This window comes from Archangium sp., assembly GCF_057119385.1.
The window spans coordinates 1-21414 of sequence record NZ_DBNGVP010000185.1 but is presented as its reverse complement, the minus strand read 5'-3'; the positions used below and the strand labels follow the sequence as shown (position 1 = coordinate 21414).

15 protein-coding genes and 1 pseudogene are annotated in these 21414 nt (G+C 71.9%); 9 read left to right on the top strand and 7 right to left on the bottom strand.

Annotation, left to right across the window (positions count from 1 at the left end; genetic code table 11):
* Nucleotides 1-99: 99 nt before the first annotated feature.
* Nucleotides 100-531 carry a hypothetical protein gene (locus AC16DP_RS43415; protein WP_329733975.1) on the top strand — a complete coding sequence of 144 codons (432 nt, stop codon included), beginning with the start codon at nt 100-102 and terminating at the stop codon, nt 529-531.
* A 137-nt stretch (nt 532-668) separates the two neighbouring features.
* Here AC16DP_RS43415 and AC16DP_RS43410 read toward each other — a convergent pair whose 3' ends face one another.
* The 3 genes from AC16DP_RS43410 to AC16DP_RS43400 all read right to left on the bottom strand — a co-directional run bounded on the left by AC16DP_RS43410 (nt 669) and on the right by AC16DP_RS43400 (nt 4692).
* Nucleotides 669-1841 (bottom strand): SDR family oxidoreductase, encoded by a 1173-nt coding sequence (locus AC16DP_RS43410; RefSeq protein ID WP_329733974.1) that lies wholly within the window; start codon nt 1839-1841, stop codon nt 669-671.
* 29 nt (nt 1842-1870) lie between these two features.
* Complete coding sequence (locus tag AC16DP_RS43405; RefSeq protein ID WP_329733973.1) at nt 1871-3169, bottom strand: NTP/NDP exchange transporter; 1299 nt, start codon at nt 3167-3169, stop codon at nt 1871-1873.
* Between the two features lie 230 nt (nt 3170-3399).
* On the bottom strand, nt 3400-4692 hold the full coding sequence (locus AC16DP_RS43400) for a pyridoxal phosphate-dependent aminotransferase (RefSeq protein ID WP_329733972.1): 1293 nt from the start codon (nt 4690-4692) through the stop codon (nt 3400-3402).
* Between the two features lie 279 nt (nt 4693-4971).
* Between AC16DP_RS43400 and AC16DP_RS43395 the strand changes: the two genes are divergently transcribed.
* The 3 genes from AC16DP_RS43395 (at nt 4972) to AC16DP_RS43385 (ending at nt 9537) form a co-directional block, all read left to right on the top strand.
* Nucleotides 4972-5454 carry a CHRD domain-containing protein gene (locus AC16DP_RS43395; RefSeq protein ID WP_329733971.1) on the top strand — a complete coding sequence of 161 codons (483 nt, stop codon included), beginning with the start codon at nt 4972-4974 and terminating at the stop codon, nt 5452-5454.
* A gap of 102 nt (nt 5455-5556) precedes the next feature.
* Nucleotides 5557-6252, top strand: a complete 696-nt coding sequence (locus AC16DP_RS43390) for an AMIN-like domain-containing (lipo)protein (RefSeq protein WP_329733970.1) — start codon at nt 5557-5559, stop codon at nt 6250-6252.
* A gap of 123 nt (nt 6253-6375) precedes the next feature.
* The gene (locus AC16DP_RS43385) at nt 6376-9537 is read left to right on the top strand and encodes a sensor histidine kinase (protein ID WP_329733969.1); all 3162 of its coding nucleotides are present in this window, start codon (nt 6376-6378) and stop codon (nt 9535-9537) included.
* 78 nt (nt 9538-9615) lie between these two features.
* Here AC16DP_RS43385 and AC16DP_RS43380 read toward each other — a convergent pair whose 3' ends face one another.
* From AC16DP_RS43380 to AC16DP_RS43370, 3 genes are all read right to left on the bottom strand, one after another.
* Nucleotides 9616-10104, bottom strand: a complete 489-nt coding sequence (locus AC16DP_RS43380; RefSeq protein ID WP_329733968.1) for a response regulator — start codon at nt 10102-10104, stop codon at nt 9616-9618.
* A 12-nt stretch (nt 10105-10116) separates the two neighbouring features.
* The gene (locus AC16DP_RS43375; RefSeq protein WP_329733967.1) at nt 10117-13323 is read right to left on the bottom strand and encodes an ATP-binding protein; all 3207 of its coding nucleotides are present in this window, start codon (nt 13321-13323) and stop codon (nt 10117-10119) included.
* Between the two features lie 343 nt (nt 13324-13666).
* The gene (locus AC16DP_RS43370) at nt 13667-15640 is read right to left on the bottom strand and encodes a 4-alpha-glucanotransferase (RefSeq protein WP_329733966.1); all 1974 of its coding nucleotides are present in this window, start codon (nt 15638-15640) and stop codon (nt 13667-13669) included.
* Nucleotides 15641-15817: 177 nt separating this feature from the next.
* On the opposite strand from AC16DP_RS43370, the gene AC16DP_RS43365 reads away from it, so the two are divergent.
* The gene (locus tag AC16DP_RS43365; protein ID WP_329733965.1) at nt 15818-17950 is read left to right on the top strand and encodes an ATP-binding protein; all 2133 of its coding nucleotides are present in this window, start codon (nt 15818-15820) and stop codon (nt 17948-17950) included.
* A 7-nt stretch (nt 17951-17957) separates the two neighbouring features.
* On the opposite strand, the pseudogene AC16DP_RS43360 reads toward AC16DP_RS43365, so the two are convergent.
* A pseudogene (locus tag AC16DP_RS43360) lies at nt 17958-18686 on the bottom strand (hypothetical protein); the annotation flags it as partial.
* Between the two features lie 76 nt (nt 18687-18762).
* Between AC16DP_RS43360 and AC16DP_RS43355 the strand changes: the two are divergent.
* From AC16DP_RS43355 to AC16DP_RS43340, 4 genes are all read left to right on the top strand, one after another.
* The gene (locus tag AC16DP_RS43355) at nt 18763-19419 is read left to right on the top strand and encodes a serine/threonine-protein kinase (RefSeq protein ID WP_329733964.1); all 657 of its coding nucleotides are present in this window, start codon (nt 18763-18765) and stop codon (nt 19417-19419) included.
* Entirely contained in the window at nt 19416-20141 is a 726-nt protein-coding gene (locus AC16DP_RS43350; protein ID WP_329733963.1) for a DUF2381 family protein, read from the top strand. The genes AC16DP_RS43355 and AC16DP_RS43350 overlap by 4 nt, the downstream gene beginning before the upstream one ends.
* Nucleotides 20142-20387: 246 nt before the next feature.
* Nucleotides 20388-21035, top strand: coding sequence for a nuclease-related domain-containing protein (locus AC16DP_RS43345; RefSeq protein WP_329733962.1), 648 nt, complete (start codon nt 20388-20390; stop codon nt 21033-21035).
* Between the two features lie 71 nt (nt 21036-21106).
* Nucleotides 21107-21376: a hypothetical protein gene (locus tag AC16DP_RS43340; RefSeq protein WP_329733961.1), complete on the top strand. Its 270-nt coding sequence runs from the start codon at nt 21107-21109 to the stop codon at nt 21374-21376.
* Nucleotides 21377-21414: the final 38 nt, after the last annotated feature.

Genomic DNA, 21414 nt, shown 5'->3' with positions numbered 1-21414 from the left:
CCGGTTGGCGTCCGCGAAGAAAACTCCCGGGCGCACCTTGGCCATTATCCCCGCCTGTCACCGATCTCGCTCACGGGCGTGCCACACGGAGGGGAGCCCATGCAGCGCGAGCTGGAGAACAGCATGAAGGCGACGCGTCATCAGGTCCACGGAATGCGGCGGGGCAACGGCAAGGCGGGGGTGGTGCTGCACGTGGGGGGGGAGCAGAACGCGCCGGTGATGAAGACTCTGGTCCGGCTATCTCCGATGGCCGGACAGTCCGAGCGCGATGGGGGCAACCGGCTGACGGTACCCCGGCTGGCGTCCTTCGCGGGGGCGAAGCGCGCCCAGTTGGTGGTGCTGGCAGAGGCAGGGGTGACGGACGGGTTGCGCGAGGTGGTCACGGGGGTGACGTGCCTCGCGGCGGTCCGGCCACTCTCACCCCGGCTGGCGGTGGCCCCCATCGTGCTCAGCAGAGAGCAGCACTTCGAGCCCGCCTACGCCCACGAGCTCGACCTGGGCGTGGATGTGGGTGGCATCTACAGCTGGTAGCACCTCGCGGCTCCGAGGTGGACGGCCCGGCGACTCCTGCCCCGGCGGAGGGGGAGGGCAGAGCAGTCGAGGCCGGAGTGATGGGGGATGCCCCGGTTCAACCCGGGCATCCCCTGTTTTTTGTCCGCTCCCCGCCCTCAGGGCGCGTGGGCCGCGCCGACGCCGGACTGCTGCTGGTGCCAGGCGGCGAGCACCTCGCGCTCACGCTTGGGAGGGAGGCCGGCCCGCTTCCGCAGCTCCGCCTGCCGCTCCGGGGGCAGCCCGTTGAACCAGGTGAGCGTGTCGCGTGCCGTGTCCACCGCCGGGCGGAACTTCAGGCCGCGCGCCACCGCCCGGGCGTTGCTGACGGCGCTCATGCCCGCCATCTCCCCTCCGGGCGTCACCCACACCGGCATGTCCATCCACGCCCGCACGCCGTGCTTCTCCAGGAAGGCGGCGTCCACCCAGGTGAAGGTGGCGTCGCCGCCGCTGGCCTGTTTACAGGCCTCCAGCAGCCCCTTCATGGTGAGCGGCTTCGCCGGGCCCGTGGCGTTGAAGGTGCCCAGCTCCCGGTTCTCGAGGGTGAGGATCGTCCACTCGGCCAGGTCGCGCACGTCGATGAACTGCGCCGAATCCGAGCCGCTGCCGGGAGCGAGCACCTCGCCCCCCTGGGCCACGCGCACCGGCCAGTAGGTGAAACGCTGCGTGGGGTCATCCGGGCCCACGATGAGGCCCGGGCGGATGTTGGTGGTGCGCCCGGGAAAGGCCGCCTCGACCGCCTTCTCGCAGAGCGCCTTGAGGGCACCGTAGTTCTCACGGACGTTCTCGTTGGCGGGGTCGTCCACGGTGGCCAGCGGCGAGTCCTCGTCCATGCCCGGCCGCGGCAGCTCCTTGTACACGGAGATGGTGGAGATGAAGACGTAGTGGCCCACGTGGGGCGCCAGCAGCTCCGCCGAGGCGCGCACCACGCGCGGCACGTACCCGGAGGTGTCCACGACGGCGTCCCAGGTGCGGCCCTCGAGCGCCTTCAGGCCCTCGCCGTTCTGGGGATCCCGGTCCCCATGCAGCTTCTCCACGTCCGGGAAGAGGTGGGGCCGCGTCTTGCCGCGGTTGAAGAGCGTGACGGTGTGGCCCCGCGCGCGCGCCGCCTCCACCAGCTGGGGCCCGAGGAAGCCCGTGCCACCGAGGATGAGGATGCGCTTGCTCCCGCCCTTCGGCGCGGACGCCCTCGCCGCCTCACTCCCCTCCTTCTTCGTGGAAGCACACCCCACGGCCCAGAGCGACCCGAGCGCGGCGGCGCCCTGCAATACCCCTCTGCGAGACAACTTCATGCGTGACCCCCTCTTCGAATGAAACGGAGTCAGCGGGCCGCGTCCACGGGGGAGGCCAGCGCGGGCGTCGCGGCGGGAGCGGAGTCCCGCGGTTGCCGGGCGAGCCGGGCGAGCCACAGGGACACCGCGAGCCACAGGCCCGCCAGCGGAATCGTGGCCAGGGACAGCGCCGAGGTGCTCATCCCCAGCTTGTCCAGGCCCGTGTACAGCCAGGAGCTCACCGAGTCGCTGCCGCGGTACACCACCGTGTCGATGAAGCCCTTGGACTTGTACTTCGCCTCACGGTCCACGCTGGTGAAGAGCACCTCGCGCGCGGGCCGCTCGAGGGAGTAGTGCGTGGCGCCGCGCAGCGACTTGAAGGCGATGAGCACCAGCATGGAGGGCACCAGCGCCAGCCAGAGCGAGCCGATGGCGGTGACCAGCGGCGCCACCGCCAGCACCAGCCCCAGGCCGAAGCGCGACATGAGGCGCCCCGCCACCACCATCTGCAGTACGAGCGTGAGCGCCTGCACCCAGAAGTCGATGTTGGCGAAGGCCGCGGTGCGCGCGTCGGCGCCCGAGGCCACCGAGGCCACGATGTGGGCCTGCTGGTTGTAGAGGAACGTGGACGTCGCGGCATACAGGAGGATCTGCAACCCCAACCCCAGCAGCAGGGGCGAGGAGAACAGCAGCCGCAAGCCGTCGAAGATGCCACCACCCACGGGCGCCTCGGCCGCGGTCTCCCGGGGCCGCACGACGACGGACCGGTGCGACAACCGCCGCACGCTCTGGGCGCTCACCTCCAGCAGCACCGCGGTGAGGAGCATCAGGTTGACGGCCCCCAGCGACTCGGCCAGGAGGTTGACGAGGAACGGCCCCACCAACATCCCCACCGTCCCCCCCGAGGCAATGAAGCCGAAGAGCCGCCGGCCCTGCTCGCTCTCGAACAGGTCCGCCATGAAGCTCCAGAAGATGGAGACGACGAAGAGGTTGTAGACGCTCACCCAGACGAAGAAGACGCGCGCCACCAGCGCCCGCTCCACCGCGCCCAGCTTCAGCACCACGAAGAAGCCCAGCAGGTTGAGCAGGAAGAAGCGGTAGACGAGCGGGATGACCCGCTGCCTCGGCCAGCGCGCCACCAGCGCCGAGAACGCCGGCACCGCCACCAGCATCACCCCGAACGTGGCCGTGAAGACCCACGCCACGTTCTTCACGCCCCCCGCCGTCGCCATCTCGTCCCGCAGCGGCTTCAGGATGGCGTAGCCACACATCAGCGTGAAGAAGTACACGAAGGACAGCAGGACCGAGCCCACCTCCTCGTCCTTCACGTTCACGAATCTCTTGAGCATGGGTGCTGGTGCCGTGTCGGAAGTGCTCGGGGAGGGCTCGGCTACCCTCCGAGCGTGCCGCCATGAACCTCGGCACGCCGGCACTATTCCCGAGGTGCCCGGGACACGCCAGCACAGGGCACCCGGACGGATGCCCGGCACCCTCACCCCGGGGGGCTTGCCCCCCCTTTGAACGACGGGGGGCTCCTCTCCCGAGGGGAGAGGGAGGGCATGAGGGAGGGCCTGGACCGCTACCTGCCCACCACCTCGCGCAGCACCGCCTCCACCCTCGGCAGTGCCGATTTGATCTCCTCCATCGACACGGCGCCCACCGACAGGCGGAACCACCCCGTGTCCGCCTTCAACCCGAAGGCCTGGAAGGGCACCAGCGCGAAGCCCGCCTTGTCCAACAGCAGCTTGCGGATGTCGTCGTTCGTCTTCAGCCCCGCCTTGTCGATCAGCTCGAACTGCGCCGACAGGTAGATGGCCCCCTGCGGCGCGATGGAGCGCACCGGCAGCCCCGCCGCCTTCATCGCCGAGAAGCCCTGGTGCAGCGCCACCAGCCGCTCGTCCACCCGCCGCTTCATCGTCTCCAGGTAGCTCGCCACCGCCGGCACGTCATCCAGGAACCGCGCCACCGCCACCTGCTCGGCCTTGGGCGCCCACGCCCCCACGTGCCCCAGCACGTCCTTCATCCGCGAGATGATCGACGGCGGCCCCACCGCCCACCCCACGCGCACGCCCGTCGCCGCGAACGCCTTCGAGATGCCATCCACGAACACCGTGTACGGCGCCAGCTCCGGCACCAGCTCCAGCGGCGTCACGTGCTTCGCCTGCCCGAACGTCAGCGTCCAGTAAATCTGGTCGTACATCACGATGAGCGGCTTGCGCCCCTGCGCCTCGCGCTTGCGGTTCTCCTCCACCACCCGCTGGCCGATGTCCTTCAGCGCCTCGGGAGAAATCATCGTCCCCGTGGGGTTGAGCGGGCTGCACAGGCATAGCAGCCGCGCCTCGGACAGGTGCGGCGCGAGTTGCTCCACCGTGGGCATGAAGCCGTGCTCGGGGCTCGTCACCACCTCCACGGCCCTGGCCCCCACCATGTACGAGTAGTGGTTGTTGTTCCACGAGGGCACCGGGTAGATGACCGTCTCGCCCGCGTCCACCACCGCCCGGAAGATGGCGTAGATGACCGGCCGCGCGCCTCCGGCGATCAACACGCTCTCCAGCGGATACTTCAGGCCCAGCGCCCGCTCGTAGAAGCGCACCACCGCCTGCCGCAACGTCAGCACACCGTCCGAGGGCGGATAGTTCGTCTCGCCCGCCTTCAACGCCGCGGCGATGGCCTCACCCATCTGCGCGGGAATGGGGAACTCGCGAGGGCTGAAGTCCCCCACGGTGAGGTTGCACACCTGTTTCCCCTGCGCCACCAGTTCGCGGATCTCCCCCGCGATGCGGAGGATTTCGCTGCCGATCAGGCCACGCACCATCGTACCAACGGTGTCGTCCCGTCGAGCGCCAAGCAGGGAAGTGAGGTCGAGAGCCATGGGTGCTTCACTCCAAAGGGGGGGAACGCGTCCGGCCGAACGATATACGCGGCGGGGGACATCCTCCCAGGCGGTCCGTGGGATTTTCCACGCCCCCTGAAGGGACAACTCCCGGACCCACGCCTTTCTTGCAAGGCCAAGGGACTGCCCGATACCGGGCACTCCCTCTTCCCGTGGCGCGATCGTGACGCGGAAGTCCTCTAGACACGGGGACGGCCGCCAGGCGCCAGACCCACCCCGGGTCCCCCACGAGCCCTGGCGGACAGACAGGAGAGACGGATGCACACGCGTGACACGAAGCGCTGGACGGTGCTGGGAGTGCTGGGAGCCGGGCTGCTCGCGCTGGCCGGCTGCGGTTCGAATTCCTGGGTGGCCACCACCCAGCTCTCGGGCACCAACGAGGTCCCTCCCACCTCGGTGCCCACCACCACCATGGGAATCGCCACCGCCAAGCTCGAGGGAGACAAGCTCACCATCAACGGCACCTTCAGCGGACTGCAGAGCGACCTGCAGGTGGCCACCGGCACCGAGAGCGCGGCCCACGTCCACCAGGCCGCCCAGGGGGTCAATGGCCCCGTCGTGCTCGACCTCAGCATCACCACCACGGATCAGCGCAACGGCAGCTACACCGGCACCAAGGACCTCTCCGACGCCGAGCAGAAGGCCTTCAAGGACGGGCTCTTCTACATCAACGTCCACACCACCGGACACCCGGCCGGGGAGATCCGCGGCCAGCTCATTCCCAAGGAGGAAGAGGACTGACGCACCCCGCGTCCTTCCCCATCACCAATCGTGCTGGCACTCGGACGCCGCTCGTGCCACATGGGGCGCCGTCCGGCCCGACCCGTGGGCCGCCAGGAGACGATGATGAAGGTGCTTGGACGCTGGATGCCGACGCTGGGACTCGCCGCCTGCCTCACCACCGCGGCCTGCAAGAAGGAGGAGGCCACCCCCACCCCGCCCCCTCCCGCCGCGGAGCCCTCCACGCCCGCGAAGCCCACTCCTCCCGCCGCGCAGCCCCCCGACGCGGGCCCCGGGATGGACACCGATGCCGGGACCTCCGCCGGGACCCCGCCCGGCACCACCCCGCCGGGCTCGCAGGCCGCCCAGCCCGAGGACCCGAAGAACCGCGAGTGGACCGCCGGCCTCGTGGACGTCAAGCGCTCCGGCTTCGCCCCCATCACGCTGCGCGAGGTGCGCACCGCCCGCAACGAGGGCTTCGACCGGCTCGTGCTCCAGTTCGACGGCGACCAGCTGCCCGGCTACCACATCGAGTACGTGGACAAGCCCGTCATCAAGTGCGGCTCGGGAGACCCCACCGAGATCGCCGGCCAGGGCTGGCTCCAGGTCCGCGTCCAGCCCGCCCAGGCCCACGAGGGCACCACGGTCACCGTCGCCGAGCGCGAGCGCAAGCCCGGCCTGCCCATCATCCAGGAGCTGGAGCTGACGTGTGACTTCGAGGGCGAGGTCACCTGGGTGCTCGGCATGAAGCACCCCAACAAGTACCGGGTGATGGAGCTGCGCGAGCCCACCCGCCTCGTGGTGGACGTGCAGTACTGAGCCACCGCCCCTCTCGGGACACCTGAAGTTCCGGCGACGTCTCCAACCGCCGGGCCTTCACCCACGCCGCCCAGGCGGCCCGCGGCCGGCCCGCGGAGCACCCGGAGGTGGTAGCGTGAAGCCATGCAATGGCGGGTGGTGGTGCTGCTGCTGTGGTGGGCGTGGCCCGCCTCCGACGCGTGGGCCCGGGAGGCCTCCCCCCGGGGCGAGCTGCCCTTCGTCGGCGTGGAGCTGCCGGAGCCGGGACGGGTGGACGTCGTCACCCAGGACAGCGAGGGCTACCTCTGGGTGGCCACCCACGAGGGGCTGTACCGCTTCGACGGGCGCCACTTCCAACGCGTCCCCGGCGCCGAGGAGGCGTGCCTCTCCGGCATCCGCGAGCTGGTGGCCGGCCCCGGGGGCGACGTCTGGTGCCTGGCGGCGGACACGCTGTCGCGCTGGCGGCGGGGACACTGGCAACGCTTCGAGCTGCCCTCCCGCGTGGGGTGGCCGGGACAGGACTTCGCCCTGGATGGGCGGGGCCAGGCGTGGCTGCTCACCTCGCGCGGCCTCTTCCGGCTGCGCGAGGCGCCCGAGTGCTGCGAGCCGGTGTCCGAGTGGACGGGCGAGCTGCCGCGCGCGCTGTGGGTGGAGTCCTCGGGCGAGCTGTACGTCGCCGCCCTGGGCGCCCTGCACCAGCGCGGCACGGACGGCCAGTGGCGGACGTGGGGCGCCACCGAGGGGCTGCCCCGCGAGCAGCTCGCCGGCGTGGCGCGGGACGGAGAGGGCCGGGTGTGGACGTGGGGCTCGCGAGGCACCTGGGTGCTGCGGCCGGGCGCGCGCGCCTTCGAGCCGGGGCCTCCCGTGGGCAACGAGCTGCTGGGCGTCTCCACCGCGCTGGACGCGCGGGGCGCGCTCTGGTGGGCGGGCAACCAGGGCCTCTTCCACCAGGAGGGCGAGCACGTGCGCCGCGTGGAGGGCCTGCCTCCGGGGTGGTGGAGCCACGTCTTCGTGGACCGCGAGGGCTCGCCGTGGGTGGCGGGGAGCGCGGGACTCTTCCGGCTCGCGGGGCGGGGACTGTGGCACCGGCATGGACAGCGCCAGGGACTGCCCTCGGAGACACCGTGGGCCCTGGAGCGCGATACGAAGGGACGGCTGTGGGTGGGCACCCCGCGCGGCCTCGCGCGCGCCACCGCCGAGGGCTGGCAACTGGAGGCCCCGCTGCGTGACACCGCCGTGCGCCGCATCCTCCCCGCCGCCGGGGACGCGCTGTGGCTGGCCGCGGACCGCGAGGTGTGGCGCTACGAGCCGGGCACGGGCGAGGTGCTGCGCCTGGGACGAGCCCAGGGCCTACGGGACGCCGTGGTGCAGGCGCTCGCCTGGGAGCCGCCCTCCACCCTGTGGGTGGGCACCAGCGCGGGACTCTTCCGCGGCACCGTCACGGGCCGGGACGTGCGCTTCGCCCCCGTGGAGCTGCTGCCCCACGAGGAGCCCGCCCCGGTGAACGACCTCGCGCGCGATGGCCAGGGCCGGCTGTGGGCCGCCACCGTGCGCGGCCTCTTCCTCCTGGAGCCGGGCGGCGCGCGGCGCTTCACCTCGGCCCAGGGGCTGCGCGCCACGTGGGTGCGCCTGCTCGCCACGCGCCACTCCGGCGAGCTGTGTGTCTCCTACGAGGACGCGCTGGGCCTCTCGTGCTTCCGCCCCGAGGGCACCTCCCTCCAGGGCCTGCGCCACCTGGACCGGGCCTCGGGGCTGCGCGGCAATGCCGTGCACCTGCTGGGCGAGGACGCCCGGGGCCGGCTCTGGGTGGGAGGAGACCGGGGCGTGGACGTGCTGCCGCGCGAGGCCGACTCGCCCGAGGCCAGCCACACCCAGGCGGACGGACTGCCCGGGGACGACTGCGCCCCGCGCGCCTTCCTCGCCGAGCCGGACGGCACCGTCTGGGTGGGCACCCGCACGGGACTGGGCCAGTTCCTCGGACACCTGGAGACGGAGCCCGCGGCGCCCCCTCCCACGCTGCTCTCGCGCCTGGGCGCGGGGGATGCGCTGGAGCCCGCCCTCCCGGGGCTGGTGCTGCCCGCCGAGGCCGGCCCCCTGGAGCTGGAGGTGACGGCCCTCACCTTCTCCGGCCAGCACGAGGTGGAGCACCAGTCGCGGCTGGTGGGCCTGGAGCAGGACTTCCGTCCCCTCACCGGCTCGCGCCTGCGCCACGCGGGCCTCGTCCCGGGAAGCTACGAGCTCCAGGTGCGCTCGCGCCTGCGCCACGGCGCCTGGGGGCCGGTGGCCTCCCTGCCCTTCGTGGTGCGGCCGCCGTGGTGGCGCTCGCCCTGGGTGCCCGCCGGGAGCCTGCTGCTGCTGGGCCTGGCCGGCCTGTCCGGCTTCCGCCTGCGCCAGCGCGCCCTCCAGCGGCGCAACGCCGAGCTCAAGGAGCTCGTCTCCCAGCGCACCGCCGAGCTCTCCCGTGCCCAGGAGCGCGTGCTCGCCCTGGAGAAGGCCGCCCTCGAGCAGCGCATGGCCGGCGGCTTCGCCCACGAGATGCGCAACGCCCTCACCGGGGCCAAGATGCTCATCGGCCGGGCCTACCGCGGGCCCCAGGGCACCAGCCTCCCGGCGGACACCAGCGAGCAGCTCATGGCCCTCTACCTCCAGGTGCGCGACGTGCTGCCCCCGGACGTGCACGCCTCCGTGGCCCGGCGCCTCCAGGAGGTGAACACCCGGCAGGAGGAGCTGGACACGGTGCTGCACGACGTGGACTCGGCGCTCGGCCGGGGGCTGGCCATCACCCGGCAGATATTGGAATTCGCGCAGCTCGGCCGGCAGACGCCGGGCCAGGAGCCGGTGGCGCTCGGGCCCCTGGTGGAGGCGGTGCTCGGCGAGTCGCGCGAGGCCCTGGGGGACGTGGCCCTCGAGGTGCGCGTGCCCGACGGCTGCCAGTGGTGGGGCCGGCAGGAGCACGCCTACTCCATCGTGAAGAACCTGGTGCTCAACGCGCTGGACGCGCTGCGGGACAAGCCCGGCGGCGGCGAGCGGCGCCTGCGGGTGGAGGCGCGCTGGGAGCAGGAGACGTGCGTGCTGTGGGTGGAGGACTCGGGGGGGGGCATCGCCCCGGAGCACCGCGCCCACCTCTTCCAGCCCTTCTTCAGCACCAAGGCCCACTCGGGCACCGGGCTGGGGCTGGCCATGGTCGCGCGCCTGGTGTCCCTGTACGGCGGCCATATCGACGTCCAATCCGAGCCGGGGCGGGGCACTACCTTCTCCGTTTCCATGCCCCACGGAGCAGCATCCGCCCCCACGGCGGCTGGGTGAGGCCCCACCCCGGCTCGACTCACGTCCCCGAGAGCGCATGGAGTACACCCCCACCGTCAGCGCAGCGTCATCCCGCGCTCACCCCTCCTCGCGGCGCGCGCGCAGCAGCCCGTCCACCAGCTTCTTGTTGTAGAGCGTCATCCGGTGCATGCGCACCGCGGACTCCAGCATGTCCAGCAGCCGCGCCGTGTCCCCGTCCTTCGTCAGGTAGCCGAAGGGGTGGTGCTCGTTGATGACGGCGTAGGGGTCCTTCAAGTCCTGCCAGGCCGAGTAGAAGATGATGGGCACGTCCGGGTACTTCTTGCGGATCTCCGTGCTGGCCCAGAAGCCGTCATACCCCTTCATCTTGATGTCGAGCACCACGGCGCACGTGTCGCCATCCACGGCGGCCACGCCCTCGGTGGCGCTGCTGGCGAGGACCACCTGGTAGAGGCCGCGCAGCAACGTCTCCAGCGAGCGGCGCATGCCTGGATCATCGTCCACGACGACGATGCGCGGGTGCTCGGCCTGCTCGCGCTGGGCGGCGACCACCTGTTGCAGAAGCGCATCCAGCTGTTTGAAGGGCATGGGGCTCTTTTATTAATCCATCCCCACCGCCGCCAGCACGTCCGCCACCAGCTGGGGCAGCGGGGGCCGGGAGAAGTCGGCGACGGGCGGCAGCTCCTGGGGAGGAAGGAGGGCCGCGGCGCGCTGCCGCGTGGCATGGGAGGTGAGCGGGTGGACGAGCAGGGCGCGGGCGGCGCGGTGCAGCCGCTCCCCGCCGCTGGAGGGAGCCAGCCCGGCGAGCGTACCGAGCACATCGAGGATGAGGGGCTGGGAGCCCACCTCGGTGGCGGCCTGGAGGGCGGCGCGCAGGCGGGCGCGGGCGCGGGGCAGGTCCCCCTGGGACAGCTCCAGCCGGCCCAGGGCCAGCAGGGACTCGGCGTAGGCGCGGCGGGCGCTCAGCTGCCCGCGCAGGGCGAGCGCCTCCTCCAGCAGCTCCCGGGCGGAGGCCCCCTGCTGCTGGTGCACGGCCACGAGCCCCAGCCCGTGGAGGGACTGGGCCACCGTCTCCAGATGGCCCAGCGAGCGCCCCAGGTGCAGGTCCGCCTCGAGCAGCTGGCGGGCCTCCTGCACGGCGCCCAGCGGCAACAGCACCTCGGCGAGCTGGGCGCGCAGCGGAGCGGCCTGCAGGCGCAGCCCGGCGGCCTCCAGCAGGCGCAGGCCCTGACGCAGGGTGGAGGCGGCCTGCGCCAGCTCGCCGCGCGTGTGCAGGAAGGTGGCGAGCCGGCCCAGGCAGGTGGCCACGTGGCGCTCGTCGCCGAGCGCCCGGAAGGTGGCCAGGCCCCGGGCCAGCAGGCGCTGGGCCTGCGCGGGCTGGCCCCGGAGGGAGGCCACCCCGGACAACTCACTCAGGGCCAGGGCGGCGGCGCGCTTGTCCCCATTGGCCCGCGCCAGGGAGAGGCTGCCGTGGAAGCACCAGCGCGCGGTGGGCACGTTGCCCTGCCGCAGCGCCAGCTGGCCCGCGGTGAGCAGGCCCGCGGGGACGAGCTCCCGGGCCCCTTCCGCGCCCAGCAGCAGCAGGCCCTCCTCCACCCGGGCCAGCGCCATGCCGTTCGGACAGTCCGCGCCATTCAGGGCGAAGCGGGCCTGCCACACCAGCACCCGGCCCAGCAGCCGCCGCAGCGGCCCGGGCGCCTTCACGTCCACCACCGGCCGCAGGAAGCCCGTCAGCTCCACCAGCCCGAGGAAGGCCTGGTGGGGTTGCCCGCGCAGCTCCCGCGCCAGGCAGAAGGCCTCCAGGCCCCGGTCCATCAGCTCCCACTGGCCATTCTGGAAGGCCCAGCGTGCCGCGGCTCGCACGTCCTCCTGCTCCGTGCCGAAGGCGGCCATGGCCTCGGCCTGCCGGGCCATGCCGCCCAGCAGCAGGGGGTGGAGCCGCTCCAGCAGTCCGAGGAAGTGCCGGGCATGGCGCTGATGCGTCTGATGGTGCTCCTCGGGCGCGGCCAGCAACTGCTCCGCGGCGTACTGGCGCAGCAGGCCGTGCAGCTCCACCCGGCCCGAGGCCGCGCGCCGCACCAGGCTCTTGTGCACCAGCGAGGTGAGCGTGGCCAGGGACGCGCCGGCCACCTCCGCGGCGGCCTCCAGCGCGATGCCTCCGCGGAAGACGGACAGCCGCCGCAATACCCCCTGCTCCTCGGCGGACAGCAGCCGCCAGGAGTGGAGGAAGGTGTTGCGCAGGCTCTGGTGGCGCTCGGGGGCGTCCCGGGGCGCGGCCAGGAAGTCCAGGCTCTGCTCCAGGCGGGAGACGAGCTCCGCCGGGGAGAAGAAGGGCACCCAGGCCGCCGCCAGCTCCAGGCCCAGCGGAGAGCCCTCGACGAGCTGGCAGATGCGCGCCACGGCCGCCTCGGTGTCCGGACCGAGCTGGAAGGACGCCGACACGCGCCCGGCCAGCAGCGCGAAGAGCTCCAGCGACTCGCGCTCACCTGGCCGCGCGGGGCCCTGCGGGCTGGGGAAGGGCAGGCCATCCAGCGGCTGCAGCCACTCGCCGCGCAGGTTGAGCCGCTCGCGCGAGGTGACGAGCAGCTCGAGTCCCGGCGCGTGCGCCAGCAGCTCCGCCAGCAGCGGCGTGGCCTCCAACAGGTGCTCCATGCTGTCGAGGATGAGCAGCATCCGCCGCGAGCGCAGGTGCTCGCGCAGCTGCACCTCCGGCGGGGCCTGGGAGGGGGACAGCTCCAGCGCCTCCAGCAGCGCGTTGGACAGCCGCCTCGGCTCGTCCACCGCCGCCAGCGGGATGAAGCGCACCCCATCGCGCCACGTCCCGGCCAGCTGGTGGGCGGCCTCCAGCGCCAGCCGCGTCTTCCCGATACCGCCGGGCCCGGTGAGCGTGAGCAGCCGGCACGCCGGATCCTCCAGGCGTTTCACCAGCGCCGCCAGCTCGCTGGCACGCCCGTACAGCGGCGTGGCCGGAGAGGGCAGCACCACGGACGGCCGCGCCTCCACCTCCTGCTTCACGGCCACGCTCGCGCCCGCGGCCTCCATGCCCGGGGGCGGCGCCAGCTCGCGCGCCTTGAGCGCCTCCAGCAGCCGGCTCGTCTCCGCCTGCGGCGCCACGTCCAGCTCCTGCCGCAGCACCTCCATGCACAGCTGGTGCTGCCGGAGCGCGTCGGACCAACGGCCCAGCCACGCGTACAGTTTTATCAACGAGCGGTGCGCCTCCTCATTGGTCGGGTCCAACGCGACGAGGCGCTGGGCGTGGGGCAGCGCCTCCTCCAACTGCCCGCGCGCGACGAGGGTGGTGGACAGCCGCACCAGCGCCTGCGTCACCATCAGGTGGTGGCGCTCCGTGGTCAGCGACAACCACTCGTCGAAGACGGAGCAGTCCGGCAGGGTGAGCCCCGCCAGCATGCGGCCCCGGTAGAGCTCCACCGCCTGGGCGAGCACCTCCAGCTGGGGCTCCGCCCCCCGGCCTCCGGCTCCCGCGTCCTTGAGGAGGCGCTGGAATTGCGCCACGTCCACCCAGACCGCCGGCTCGGGGGACAGCTGCACTCCGGTACGATCCGTCTGCAACCAGCCGTTGCCCAGAATCCGTTGCAGCTCCCAGAGGGTATTGCGCAGCGACGCCAGCCCGCGCGCCTCCTCCACCTCGGGCCACAACAGCCCCACCAGGTGGCTGCGCGTATGCCGATGCGGGTTGCTCGCCAGATAGGCGACGAGCGCACTGGCCTTGGTGCGTTTGACTTCCACCGCGCCACCATTTTGCTCGATGACGAGGGGGCCCAGGAGGCGGAAGATCAGGGGAGCCATGAGGGATGCGCGAGGACGGAATCCGTACGGGGAAGGAGTAGCCCTTTGCCGTCCCCACACTACCTCGATTCCGGTTCGTCACATCTCTCCCGCTTTCAACGGAGATGTAGGTTTCTCTCACGCATGGTGAGCGGGCCCGAGAAGACGCGCGTCTGACGAGGGATTGACACAACGCACATCTTTGGAGCCGCGGCGGCGACGGAGCGCTGACGGCGGGTCTGTACTGTTTTTCTCGACGCCCGGCCCTCGGCCGCCCAGGCCAGCATCCCCGCGGGCTGGAGGGTGGACCAAGTGAAGAGCCAGGCCTCTGGCCGCCTCCGGTAGTCCGCCCCCTCGGCGCTGTCTACCCGGGCGGCTGGCTCAGCTGCATGGCCAGCCGCTCCAGGGCCGCGATGAGCGGCGCGTGCCGGGTACGAGCCGCCTCGCCGCCCGCGCGCAGGGCCAGGGCCAGCGCCTTCGGCAGGTTGAGCGCCGCATCGCCCGCGAGCTTCTCCCCGTACTCGCGCCGGTAGTCCCGGGGGACGCGCAGGCTCCAGTTCTCCTCGCTCACCGTGCCGGGCGCGTTGTACGTCTCCTTCATGCCCAACAGGTCCGCGAAGAACACCATCACGTTCTCCGCCCGGCTGGCGAAGAGGTCCGCGAACTTCGCCTGCACCAGCATCCCCGGCTCCTCCAGCAGCCGCCGCGCGAAGTCCTCGCGCCCCGCGTCCTCCGGGTGCAGCCGCCACGCCAGGTAGTCCGCCTGGGCCCGCGCCTCGCCCTCCTGGCGCCACCGCTCCGCCAGCGCCCAGATGGGCTTCGTGTCGTGGTTGCCCACCATGATCCAATCCTGGGGCGCGGCGTTCTCACCGCGGTACACGTCCCGCGGATTCTTCAGGTCCGCCTTCTGCGTCACGCGGAAGCGCCCCAGCCCATACTGCTCCAGCACCCGCTGCAACGGATGGGGCATGGTGCTCAACACCTCGCACAGCAGGTCCGACACCTTGCGCCCGTGCGCGTGCGCCGCGGCGATGATGGCGTCGAAGAGCGCGCTGTAGCGGTTCACCTGCTCCGGGCTCAGCTCGCGCACCCAGCCATCCGCGTAGCGCGGCACCGAGCGGTCCAGCTGTCCTGGCGCCACGAGGGCCCAGCGCGCCAGCTCCGGATGGTCCGGCAGGTCCGGCGAGGAGAACAGCCGCGCCCCGTTCTGCACCGCGTGCAGCGCGTTCAGCTCCCCGGACCGGTACACCCACGGACACACGAGGCCATGCGGATGGTCGATGCGCAGCCCGTCATACTCGGAGAGCATCTTGTTCACCCGCGAGCCCATGAACCACAACACCGGCCCGGGCTGCCGCACACCGGGGTACGGGCCCTTGGGGTCGGGAGGCGCGTGGTACTGCCCTGGGTCCAACACCGGGTAGTTCCACGGCTGGCCCTCGGGGTTGGTGCGGCTGGGCGGCGCCCCCATCAGGTACGAGCCCACGAAGAGCCCCTGGTACGCCCAGGCATCCCGCGGCGAGAAACCAATCTGCAGATCTCCATACAGCTTCAGGCCCCACGCCGCCGTGCGCTCCCGGAGCGCCGCGTGCTGCGAGTGCACGAGGAACTGCTGGAAGGCATAGGCCTCCGCCCGCGCCGCGTACTTCGCCAGCAGCAGCTGCCGGCGCTTGGCGAACGAGGCCTCCTCGCCGGGACGCGGGCTCCACAGCCGCCGGTCCCACTCGCTCGGCCACTCCTTCCAGTAGGGACGGCCATGCTCCAGGCAGAGCACGTCGTAGAGCACGTCCCGCTCCAGCCATGCGTGGTGCTGGCGCCGGAAGGTGTCGAAGTGCTCGGAGAGCCACGCGACGGCACTGCCGGGCGCCGCCCGCGGCCGCTTGTGCCGGAAGGCCTCCCAGGCCGCCTCCAGCGCCTCGGACCAGGCCCGGAAGGCGTAGCGGTGCGTCACCCGCGCGTCCCCCCCCGGCCGCGCCGAGACGAGGGACTGCAACCGCTCGGGCCGCACCAGCCCGCCCCACGTCTCCTCGTGCGTGAGCGGCGCGAGCGCCACGTTCAACACGTTGCGCGAGAAGAGCGTCCCATCGTACGGCGAGGCGTTGTCCTCCGACGTCTGCCCCTGCGGGCCGAGCTGGATGCCGTTGAAGCCCAGCTCCCGCGCGAACTCGAGGAAGCCCATGCCCCCTTCCGAGTAGGGCGTGCCCCGGCCGGTGTCCTCGCCCGGAGCGCTCGGGAAGCTCGGGTCGTGGATGCTCAGCACCAGGTTGCGCACATCGAGCGCGGCCAGGGCCGCCGTCACGTGTCGCCGGTAGTCTTCGGGCAGGTTTCCTCGGGGCATCGGCACCTGTCGGGGGGGAGACGCCTCACCCTAGGAGATAGCGGCGGAACCGTGAACCCCTTCGTCCACGGCTCCCACCAGTGAACAGTGGCCGGGCATGTGGATGGACGTCCTGGCGTTCCATTGGGAGCTTTCGAGCCCCCTCGGGAGACTGTCTTCTTCGACCTGGAGTTCCTGATGAGCACGGCGGCCCTTCCCCCCTCGCCCCCTCTCCTGCCCGAGGAGCGTCCCGGAGGGCAGGCGCAGGACCTCTCGCTCTCCTTCGCCAACCCCGCCGCCGCGCGCATCCTCGGCGCCGCCTCCCCGGAGGAGCTGTTGCGCACGGGCAGCGGCGGGGTGTTCGAGCGCTACGACGTGCTGGATGCCGGGGGCCATCCGTTGAGCCTCGGCCAGCTGCCCGGCCGTCAGGTCATCACCCACGGCAGTGCCCCCGAGCGGGTGCTGCGCTTCCGCGACAAGCGCACGGGCCAGGAGCACTGGAGCCGGGCGTCCGCGGCGCCGGTGCGCGACGCACGGGGCCAGGTGGTGTACGCCATCAACGTCTTCCGGGATGTCACCGAGGTGATGCGCACCCAGGAGCGGCTGAGCCTGCTGGCCGAGGCCGGGGAGCTGCTCTCCGCCTCGCTCGACCTGGAGGGCACGCTGACCGCCACCGCGCGCCTGCTGGTGCCGCGGCTGGCGGACTGGTGCGCGGTGCACCTGGCGGGAGACAGCACCCCGTCGCGGCAGGTGGCCTCCATCCACATGGACCCCGCCAAGGTGGAGCTGGCCCAGCGGCTGGCCGAGCTCTACCCGAAGGACCCCGAGGCCACGAGCGGCATCCACCACGTGATGCGCACGGGCCAGCCGGAGCTCACCTCCGACATCACCGACGCGATGCTGGTGGCCGCCGCGCGCAGCGAGGAGCACCTGTGCATCCTCCGCGAGCTGGGCCTGCGCTCGCTGATGGTGGTGCCGCTCAACGCCCGGGGGCGCACGCTGGGCACGCTCACGGTGGCCACCGCCGAGTCCTTGCGGAGGCTGGGGCCGGAGGAGCTGAAGCTGGTGGAGGAGCTGGCGCGCCGGGCCGCGCTCGCGGTGGACAACGCCCGGCTCTACACGGAGGCCAGGCGCGCCCAGGCGCGGCAGGCGGTGGCGCTCGAGGCGGGCCGGATGGGCGCCTGGGAGTGGGACATCCAGGCCCAGCGCGTCCTCTGGTCGCCCGAGCTGGAGCGCATCCACGGCATCCCCGAGGGCAGCTTCGGCGGCGGCTTCGAGGACTACCAGAGCGACATGCACCCGGAGGACCGGGAGCGCGTGCTCACCAGCATCCAGCGGGTGGTGGCCGAGCAGCAGCCGGAGCACCACGTGCAGTACCGCATCGTCCTGCCGGACGGGCGGGTGCGCCACGTGGAGGCCCATGGCCGGCTCACGCTGGACGAGCAGGGCCGGCCCTCGCGGCTGACGGGCGTGTGCACGGACATCACCGAGCGGCTGGCCCTGGAGGAGGACGCACGCCGGTTGGTGCGCGAGCAGGCGGCGCGCGCCGAGGCCGAGCGGGCCCGTCAACACACCGCCGGGCTGCTGGCGAGCCTGGAGAAGGCCCAGGCCGAGCTGGCCTGCCGCGCGCAGGAGCTGACGCGCTCCAACGCGGACCTGGAGCAGTTCGCCTACGTGGCCTCGCATGACCTGCAGGAGCCGCTGCGCATGGTGGCGAGCTACGTGCAGCTGCTGTCCCGGCGCTACAAGGGCAAGCTGGACGCGGACGCGGACGCGTTCATCCGCTACGCGGTGGACGGGGCCACGCGCATGCAGGCGCTCATCAATGACCTGCTGGCCTACTCGCGCGTGGGAACGCGGGGCAAGGAGCTGGTGCCCGTGCCACTGGAGCGGAGCGTGGAGCGGGCGCTGTCACACCTGCGCCTGGCGCTGCAGGAGGCGGGCGCGGAGATGAAGGTGGAGCCCCTGCCGTGGGTGAAGGGAGACGAGACCCAGCTGGCGCAGCTGCTGCAGAACCTGGTGGGCAACGCGGTGAAGTTCCTGGGCGAGCGGCCCCCGCGCATCCGCGTGTCCGCGGCGCGGGAGGGCGACACGGTGACGGTGCCGGTGGAGGACAACGGCATCGGCATCGAGCCGCAGTACTACGAGCGCATCTTCGCCATCTTCCAGCGGCTGCACGGCAAGGAGGAGTACCCGGGCACGGGCATCGGCCTGTCCATCTGCAAGAAGATCGTCGAGCGCCACGGCGGGCGCATCTGGGTGGAGTCCACCCCGGGGCAGGGCAGCACGTTCCGCTTCACGCTCGGCGCGGCGGAGGCGCCTCGGGCCTGAACGCTCTTCAGGCGCGGTGGCGCTCGGCGACGCGGTAGAGGCGCGTGAGGGAGTAGTCCAGGAGCGCCTGGCATGAGCTCATGTAGTGACGGGCACGGACAAAGGGAAACCAGACGCGCCGGCCCACGAGCACCTGGGCTTCCTCGAGCTTCTGGCGCGGTATCCACCGGCCCCCGAGGTTGCGCACCAGCACCTCTCCCAGGTACGCGCCGATGGCGGGCACCGCGTACGCCTCGATGTTCTCCCGCAGGCGGCTCTTGGGGAAGTCCTCGCGCCAGAAGTAGAAGTCCACGTCCGTGAGGGACTCGGGCGTTTCCTCGAAGACGGAGGGGACCTGCGTGTGCAGCAGGGCCACGAGGTGCTCGGCCAGGTCGCTGTAGTGCTCGAGGGCGCGCTCGGGTCTGTCCACGTCCGGGGACAGGGCGGAGGAAGCGGGGCGCCACTCCTCGGGTTCGGGCGGCTGCCAGGCGTTGAGCTCGGCGATTCTCCGCTGGCGCTGGTGGCTGGCGGTGCGGTCCACCACGCGAGAAAGGAGCGGGGCCACGTCCGGGTGGAAGCGGGGCTCCACGGGGGCGAGCGTGGCGCTGCGCTCGCGCAGGGTATGCAGGAGGGTGTCGAAGTCCAGATCCGGGCGGAGGTGGGCGTGGGCGCGGGCTTGTGCCAGACGCGCCTCGTCGCTGGCGAAGTCCGCGGCGGTGGGCCACGTCACCAGCAGCACGCAGCCGTTGGGTAGCGTGCTGGTGGGGCCTGAGGGCGGGCCGGTGCTGGTGGACTTCGGGGCGAGCACCTGGCGTGGGGCGCCCCGGCGCACGGTGGGCCTCCCCCCGGGCAGCTGGTACTACCGCGGCCCGGAGGTGTGGCGCTTCGTGCGTGAGCGCCAGCCGGGCGCCCACTACGAGGCCCGTGTGGGCGACGACGTGTGGGCGCTGGGCGTCGTCCTCTACCACCTGCTCACGGGCCGCTACCCCTTCGACGGCGAGGACGAGCTGGCGCTGCAGGACGCGGTGCTCACCCACAGCCCCCCGCCGCCGCACGAGCTCAACCCGCGCGTGCCCCAGGCATTGAGCGGGTTGTGCCTGCGCCTGCTGGAGAAGGAGCCCGGGGCCCGGCCGCCGCACGCCGAGGCGCTGGAGACAGCCCTGGCGCAGGTACTGGAGACGGCGGATGCCACGTGGGACGTGCCGCTGTACGCCCAGGCCCTGGCACCGCCGCCCGAGGAGAGTGCCACGCTCCAGCCGCCCACGCGCGAGGCGCCGCTGGAGGAGGACGAGGCCGCACACGCCGCGCCCGTGGACACGCCGCCTTCGGCGCGACGGCAAGGGCCGGGGTGGGCCACGTGGGCGCTGGGCGGCCTCGTGCTGCTGCTGGCCATGGGCGCCCTCCTCGCGCTCATGCGGAGGACTCCGCCTCCTCCTGCTCCGGTGAGCGCCGGGCCAGGAAGTGGCGTCCGGGCGCGTGGCGCCGGGTGAGCCTGGATGAGGAGGGCCGCGTCCTCCCCCTCGTGCTCTCCCGTGAGGAAAAGCCAGGGAAGCGACTGCGGCTCCGGGTGTCCTTCGCGGATGGGGGCGTGCCCGCGAGCGCGGAATTCACCCTCGTGACGCAGTGGGCCCAGGCCGAGACGCACGTCCAGGTGTACCGCCAGCCACGCTCCGCCGAGGCCTGCTGCCAGGAGGCCGAGGCGGAGCGGCGCAAGCGCCAGCTGTGTCAGGAGGAGTTGGCACGTACCCAGGCGGGCTGTCTCGCGGCCGGGCCACGGGGCCTCACCGGTCTGCGCGCCGACGGTATGATGGGCGGACCGGACGAGGCACCAGAAGGCGTTCACGCCCAGAGCATCATCAGGAAGCTCACCCTCGCCCGCGACAACGCCCTCGAACTGAGTGACGCCGTCGCATTACGGACCGCCGCCCCGAGTTCTGAAGCAGGAGACAAGCGCGTGCGGGTGGCGGTGCAGTTGACGCTGGAGAGTCCAGACGCGCGAGACTGGAGGGCCGAAGGCGCGCAGCTGACGGCGCCGGGTGGGGTGCGGCCGAACGTCACGCTGTGGCAGTCCCCTCCTCTCAAGCCAGGAAGATGGGAGGTGATGGTGGAAGCGGAACTGACGGAGGAGCAGGCCCGGGGCCGCTTCACCCTCAAGCCATGGGATGAGAGTGGGGCGCGGACGTTCAGCGTCGGTGGAGTGACGTTCCCATGAGGGGCTCCCACCATTTGCTCCTGCCACCCCTTCCTTGAACATCACCCTGGAGTGAGTCCCCTGGAAAGGGGGCCAGCGGCACCCCACTGCTGGCTTCCAGGCAGACAGCTGCTCGGCTCGATGATCGGTGGGCGACTGAGGGGCCATACAACCTCCTGGGAATCATGACGGTATTCCAACGTTCATGGTTGGCTGCGTACCCGTGTGCGGGAGCAGCAAGCCGTCATCTTCCACAGGAGTACGTTCATGTTCTTCGGCAGGAGGAAGGAGCCCTCGGCCTCCGCGTCGCCACGCCGCGTGGGACGTCGGCCCGGCCAGAGTGCCAGAGAGCGGCAGGAGTCCCTCAGGAGAGAGGCGCCCATCCGGACGCTCATCACCCGTCTCTTCAACATCCCGACGGAGGAATCCGCCTGGGGAAAGGGCGCGGAAGGCGAGGAGCACGTCGCCGGGCTCTTGCAGCAGCTCCAGCCTCACGGGTGGGCCATCGAGCATGATGTGAAGATCGGTGCCCGGGGGGCGAACATCGACCACCTGCTCGTGGGTCCCCCGGGCGTCTTCGTCATCAACACGAAGAACATGGGCGGCAAGGTCTGGGTGGCGGGGCCCCATCTCCAAGTGAACGGCCAGCCCACCCACCACATCGAGAAACTCGAGGCCGAGGCGAAGCGCGTACGCGAGAAGCTCACGAGCGCAACACGGCGGCAGACCCTCTGGGTGCACGGCCTGCTCGTCTTCGTCAAGCCCGCCCTCACGGTGAAGAAGCAGCCGCAGTACGTGTCGGTACTCGCCGACGACATGCTGCTCTCGTTCCTGCTTCAGCGGCCCGCGAAACTCGGTGAGCACGAGGTGGAGGAGCTCGTCCGGGCAGCACGGCGCGAGGAGACGTGGCAATAATAGGAGAGGGGTAGCAACGCTGGAGTTGATGAGGTTTCTGCTAGCCTTGGCGCCTGCTGTTGGAGGCGCCGATGACTTCCGCACTGCTGGTGCTGTTGCTGCTGTCCCAGGCGGAGCGGCCCGCTACGGCCATGCCATCGCCGCTCGCGGCGTCCATGACGGGAGGGTGGCGCTACCTGACCCGCCTGGAGATCACCGGGCTGGCGCTGCTGCCAGACGGCGGCGTGGGCGGAGTGGAGAGCTACGCCCAGCTGACACCCATGCTGATCTTCCACGCACGCTGCTCTCCTTGTCACAGCTCTTTATGTGTGAGCCGTGGGGCTCGGGTTCCAGGCCATTAGTGCCTCAGCGCGGTCCGAAGCGCCGCAAGTCTCGCCAG

Bases quoted from the DNA above. Each gene is read 5' to 3' on its own strand.
- AC16DP_RS43395 (WP_329733971.1), top strand. From the start codon at position 4,972: ATGCACACGCGTGACACGAAGCGCTGGACGGTGCTGGGAGTGCTGGGA.
- AC16DP_RS43370 (WP_329733966.1), bottom strand. From the start codon at position 15,640: ATGCCCCGAGGAAACCTGCCCGAAGACTACCGGCGACACGTGACGGCG.
- AC16DP_RS43415 (WP_329733975.1), top strand. From the start codon at position 100: ATGCAGCGCGAGCTGGAGAACAGCATGAAGGCGACGCGTCATCAGGTC.
- AC16DP_RS43380 (WP_329733968.1), bottom strand. From the start codon at position 10,104: ATGCCCTTCAAACAGCTGGATGCGCTTCTGCAACAGGTGGTCGCCGCC.
- AC16DP_RS43390 (WP_329733970.1), top strand. From the start codon at position 5,557: ATGATGAAGGTGCTTGGACGCTGGATGCCGACGCTGGGACTCGCCGCC.
- AC16DP_RS43405 (WP_329733973.1), bottom strand. From the start codon at position 3,169: ATGCTCAAGAGATTCGTGAACGTGAAGGACGAGGAGGTGGGCTCGGTC.
- AC16DP_RS43345 (WP_329733962.1), top strand. From the start codon at position 20,388: ATGTTCTTCGGCAGGAGGAAGGAGCCCTCGGCCTCCGCGTCGCCACGC.
- AC16DP_RS43375 (WP_329733967.1), bottom strand. From the start codon at position 13,323: ATGGCTCCCCTGATCTTCCGCCTCCTGGGCCCCCTCGTCATCGAGCAA.
- AC16DP_RS43340 (WP_329733961.1), top strand. From the start codon at position 21,107: ATGACTTCCGCACTGCTGGTGCTGTTGCTGCTGTCCCAGGCGGAGCGG.
- AC16DP_RS43365 (WP_329733965.1), top strand. From the start codon at position 15,818: ATGAGCACGGCGGCCCTTCCCCCCTCGCCCCCTCTCCTGCCCGAGGAG.
- AC16DP_RS43400 (WP_329733972.1), bottom strand. From the start codon at position 4,692: ATGGCTCTCGACCTCACTTCCCTGCTTGGCGCTCGACGGGACGACACC.
- AC16DP_RS43410 (WP_329733974.1), bottom strand. From the start codon at position 1,841: ATGAAGTTGTCTCGCAGAGGGGTATTGCAGGGCGCCGCCGCGCTCGGG.
- AC16DP_RS43385 (WP_329733969.1), top strand. From the start codon at position 6,376: ATGCAATGGCGGGTGGTGGTGCTGCTGCTGTGGTGGGCGTGGCCCGCC.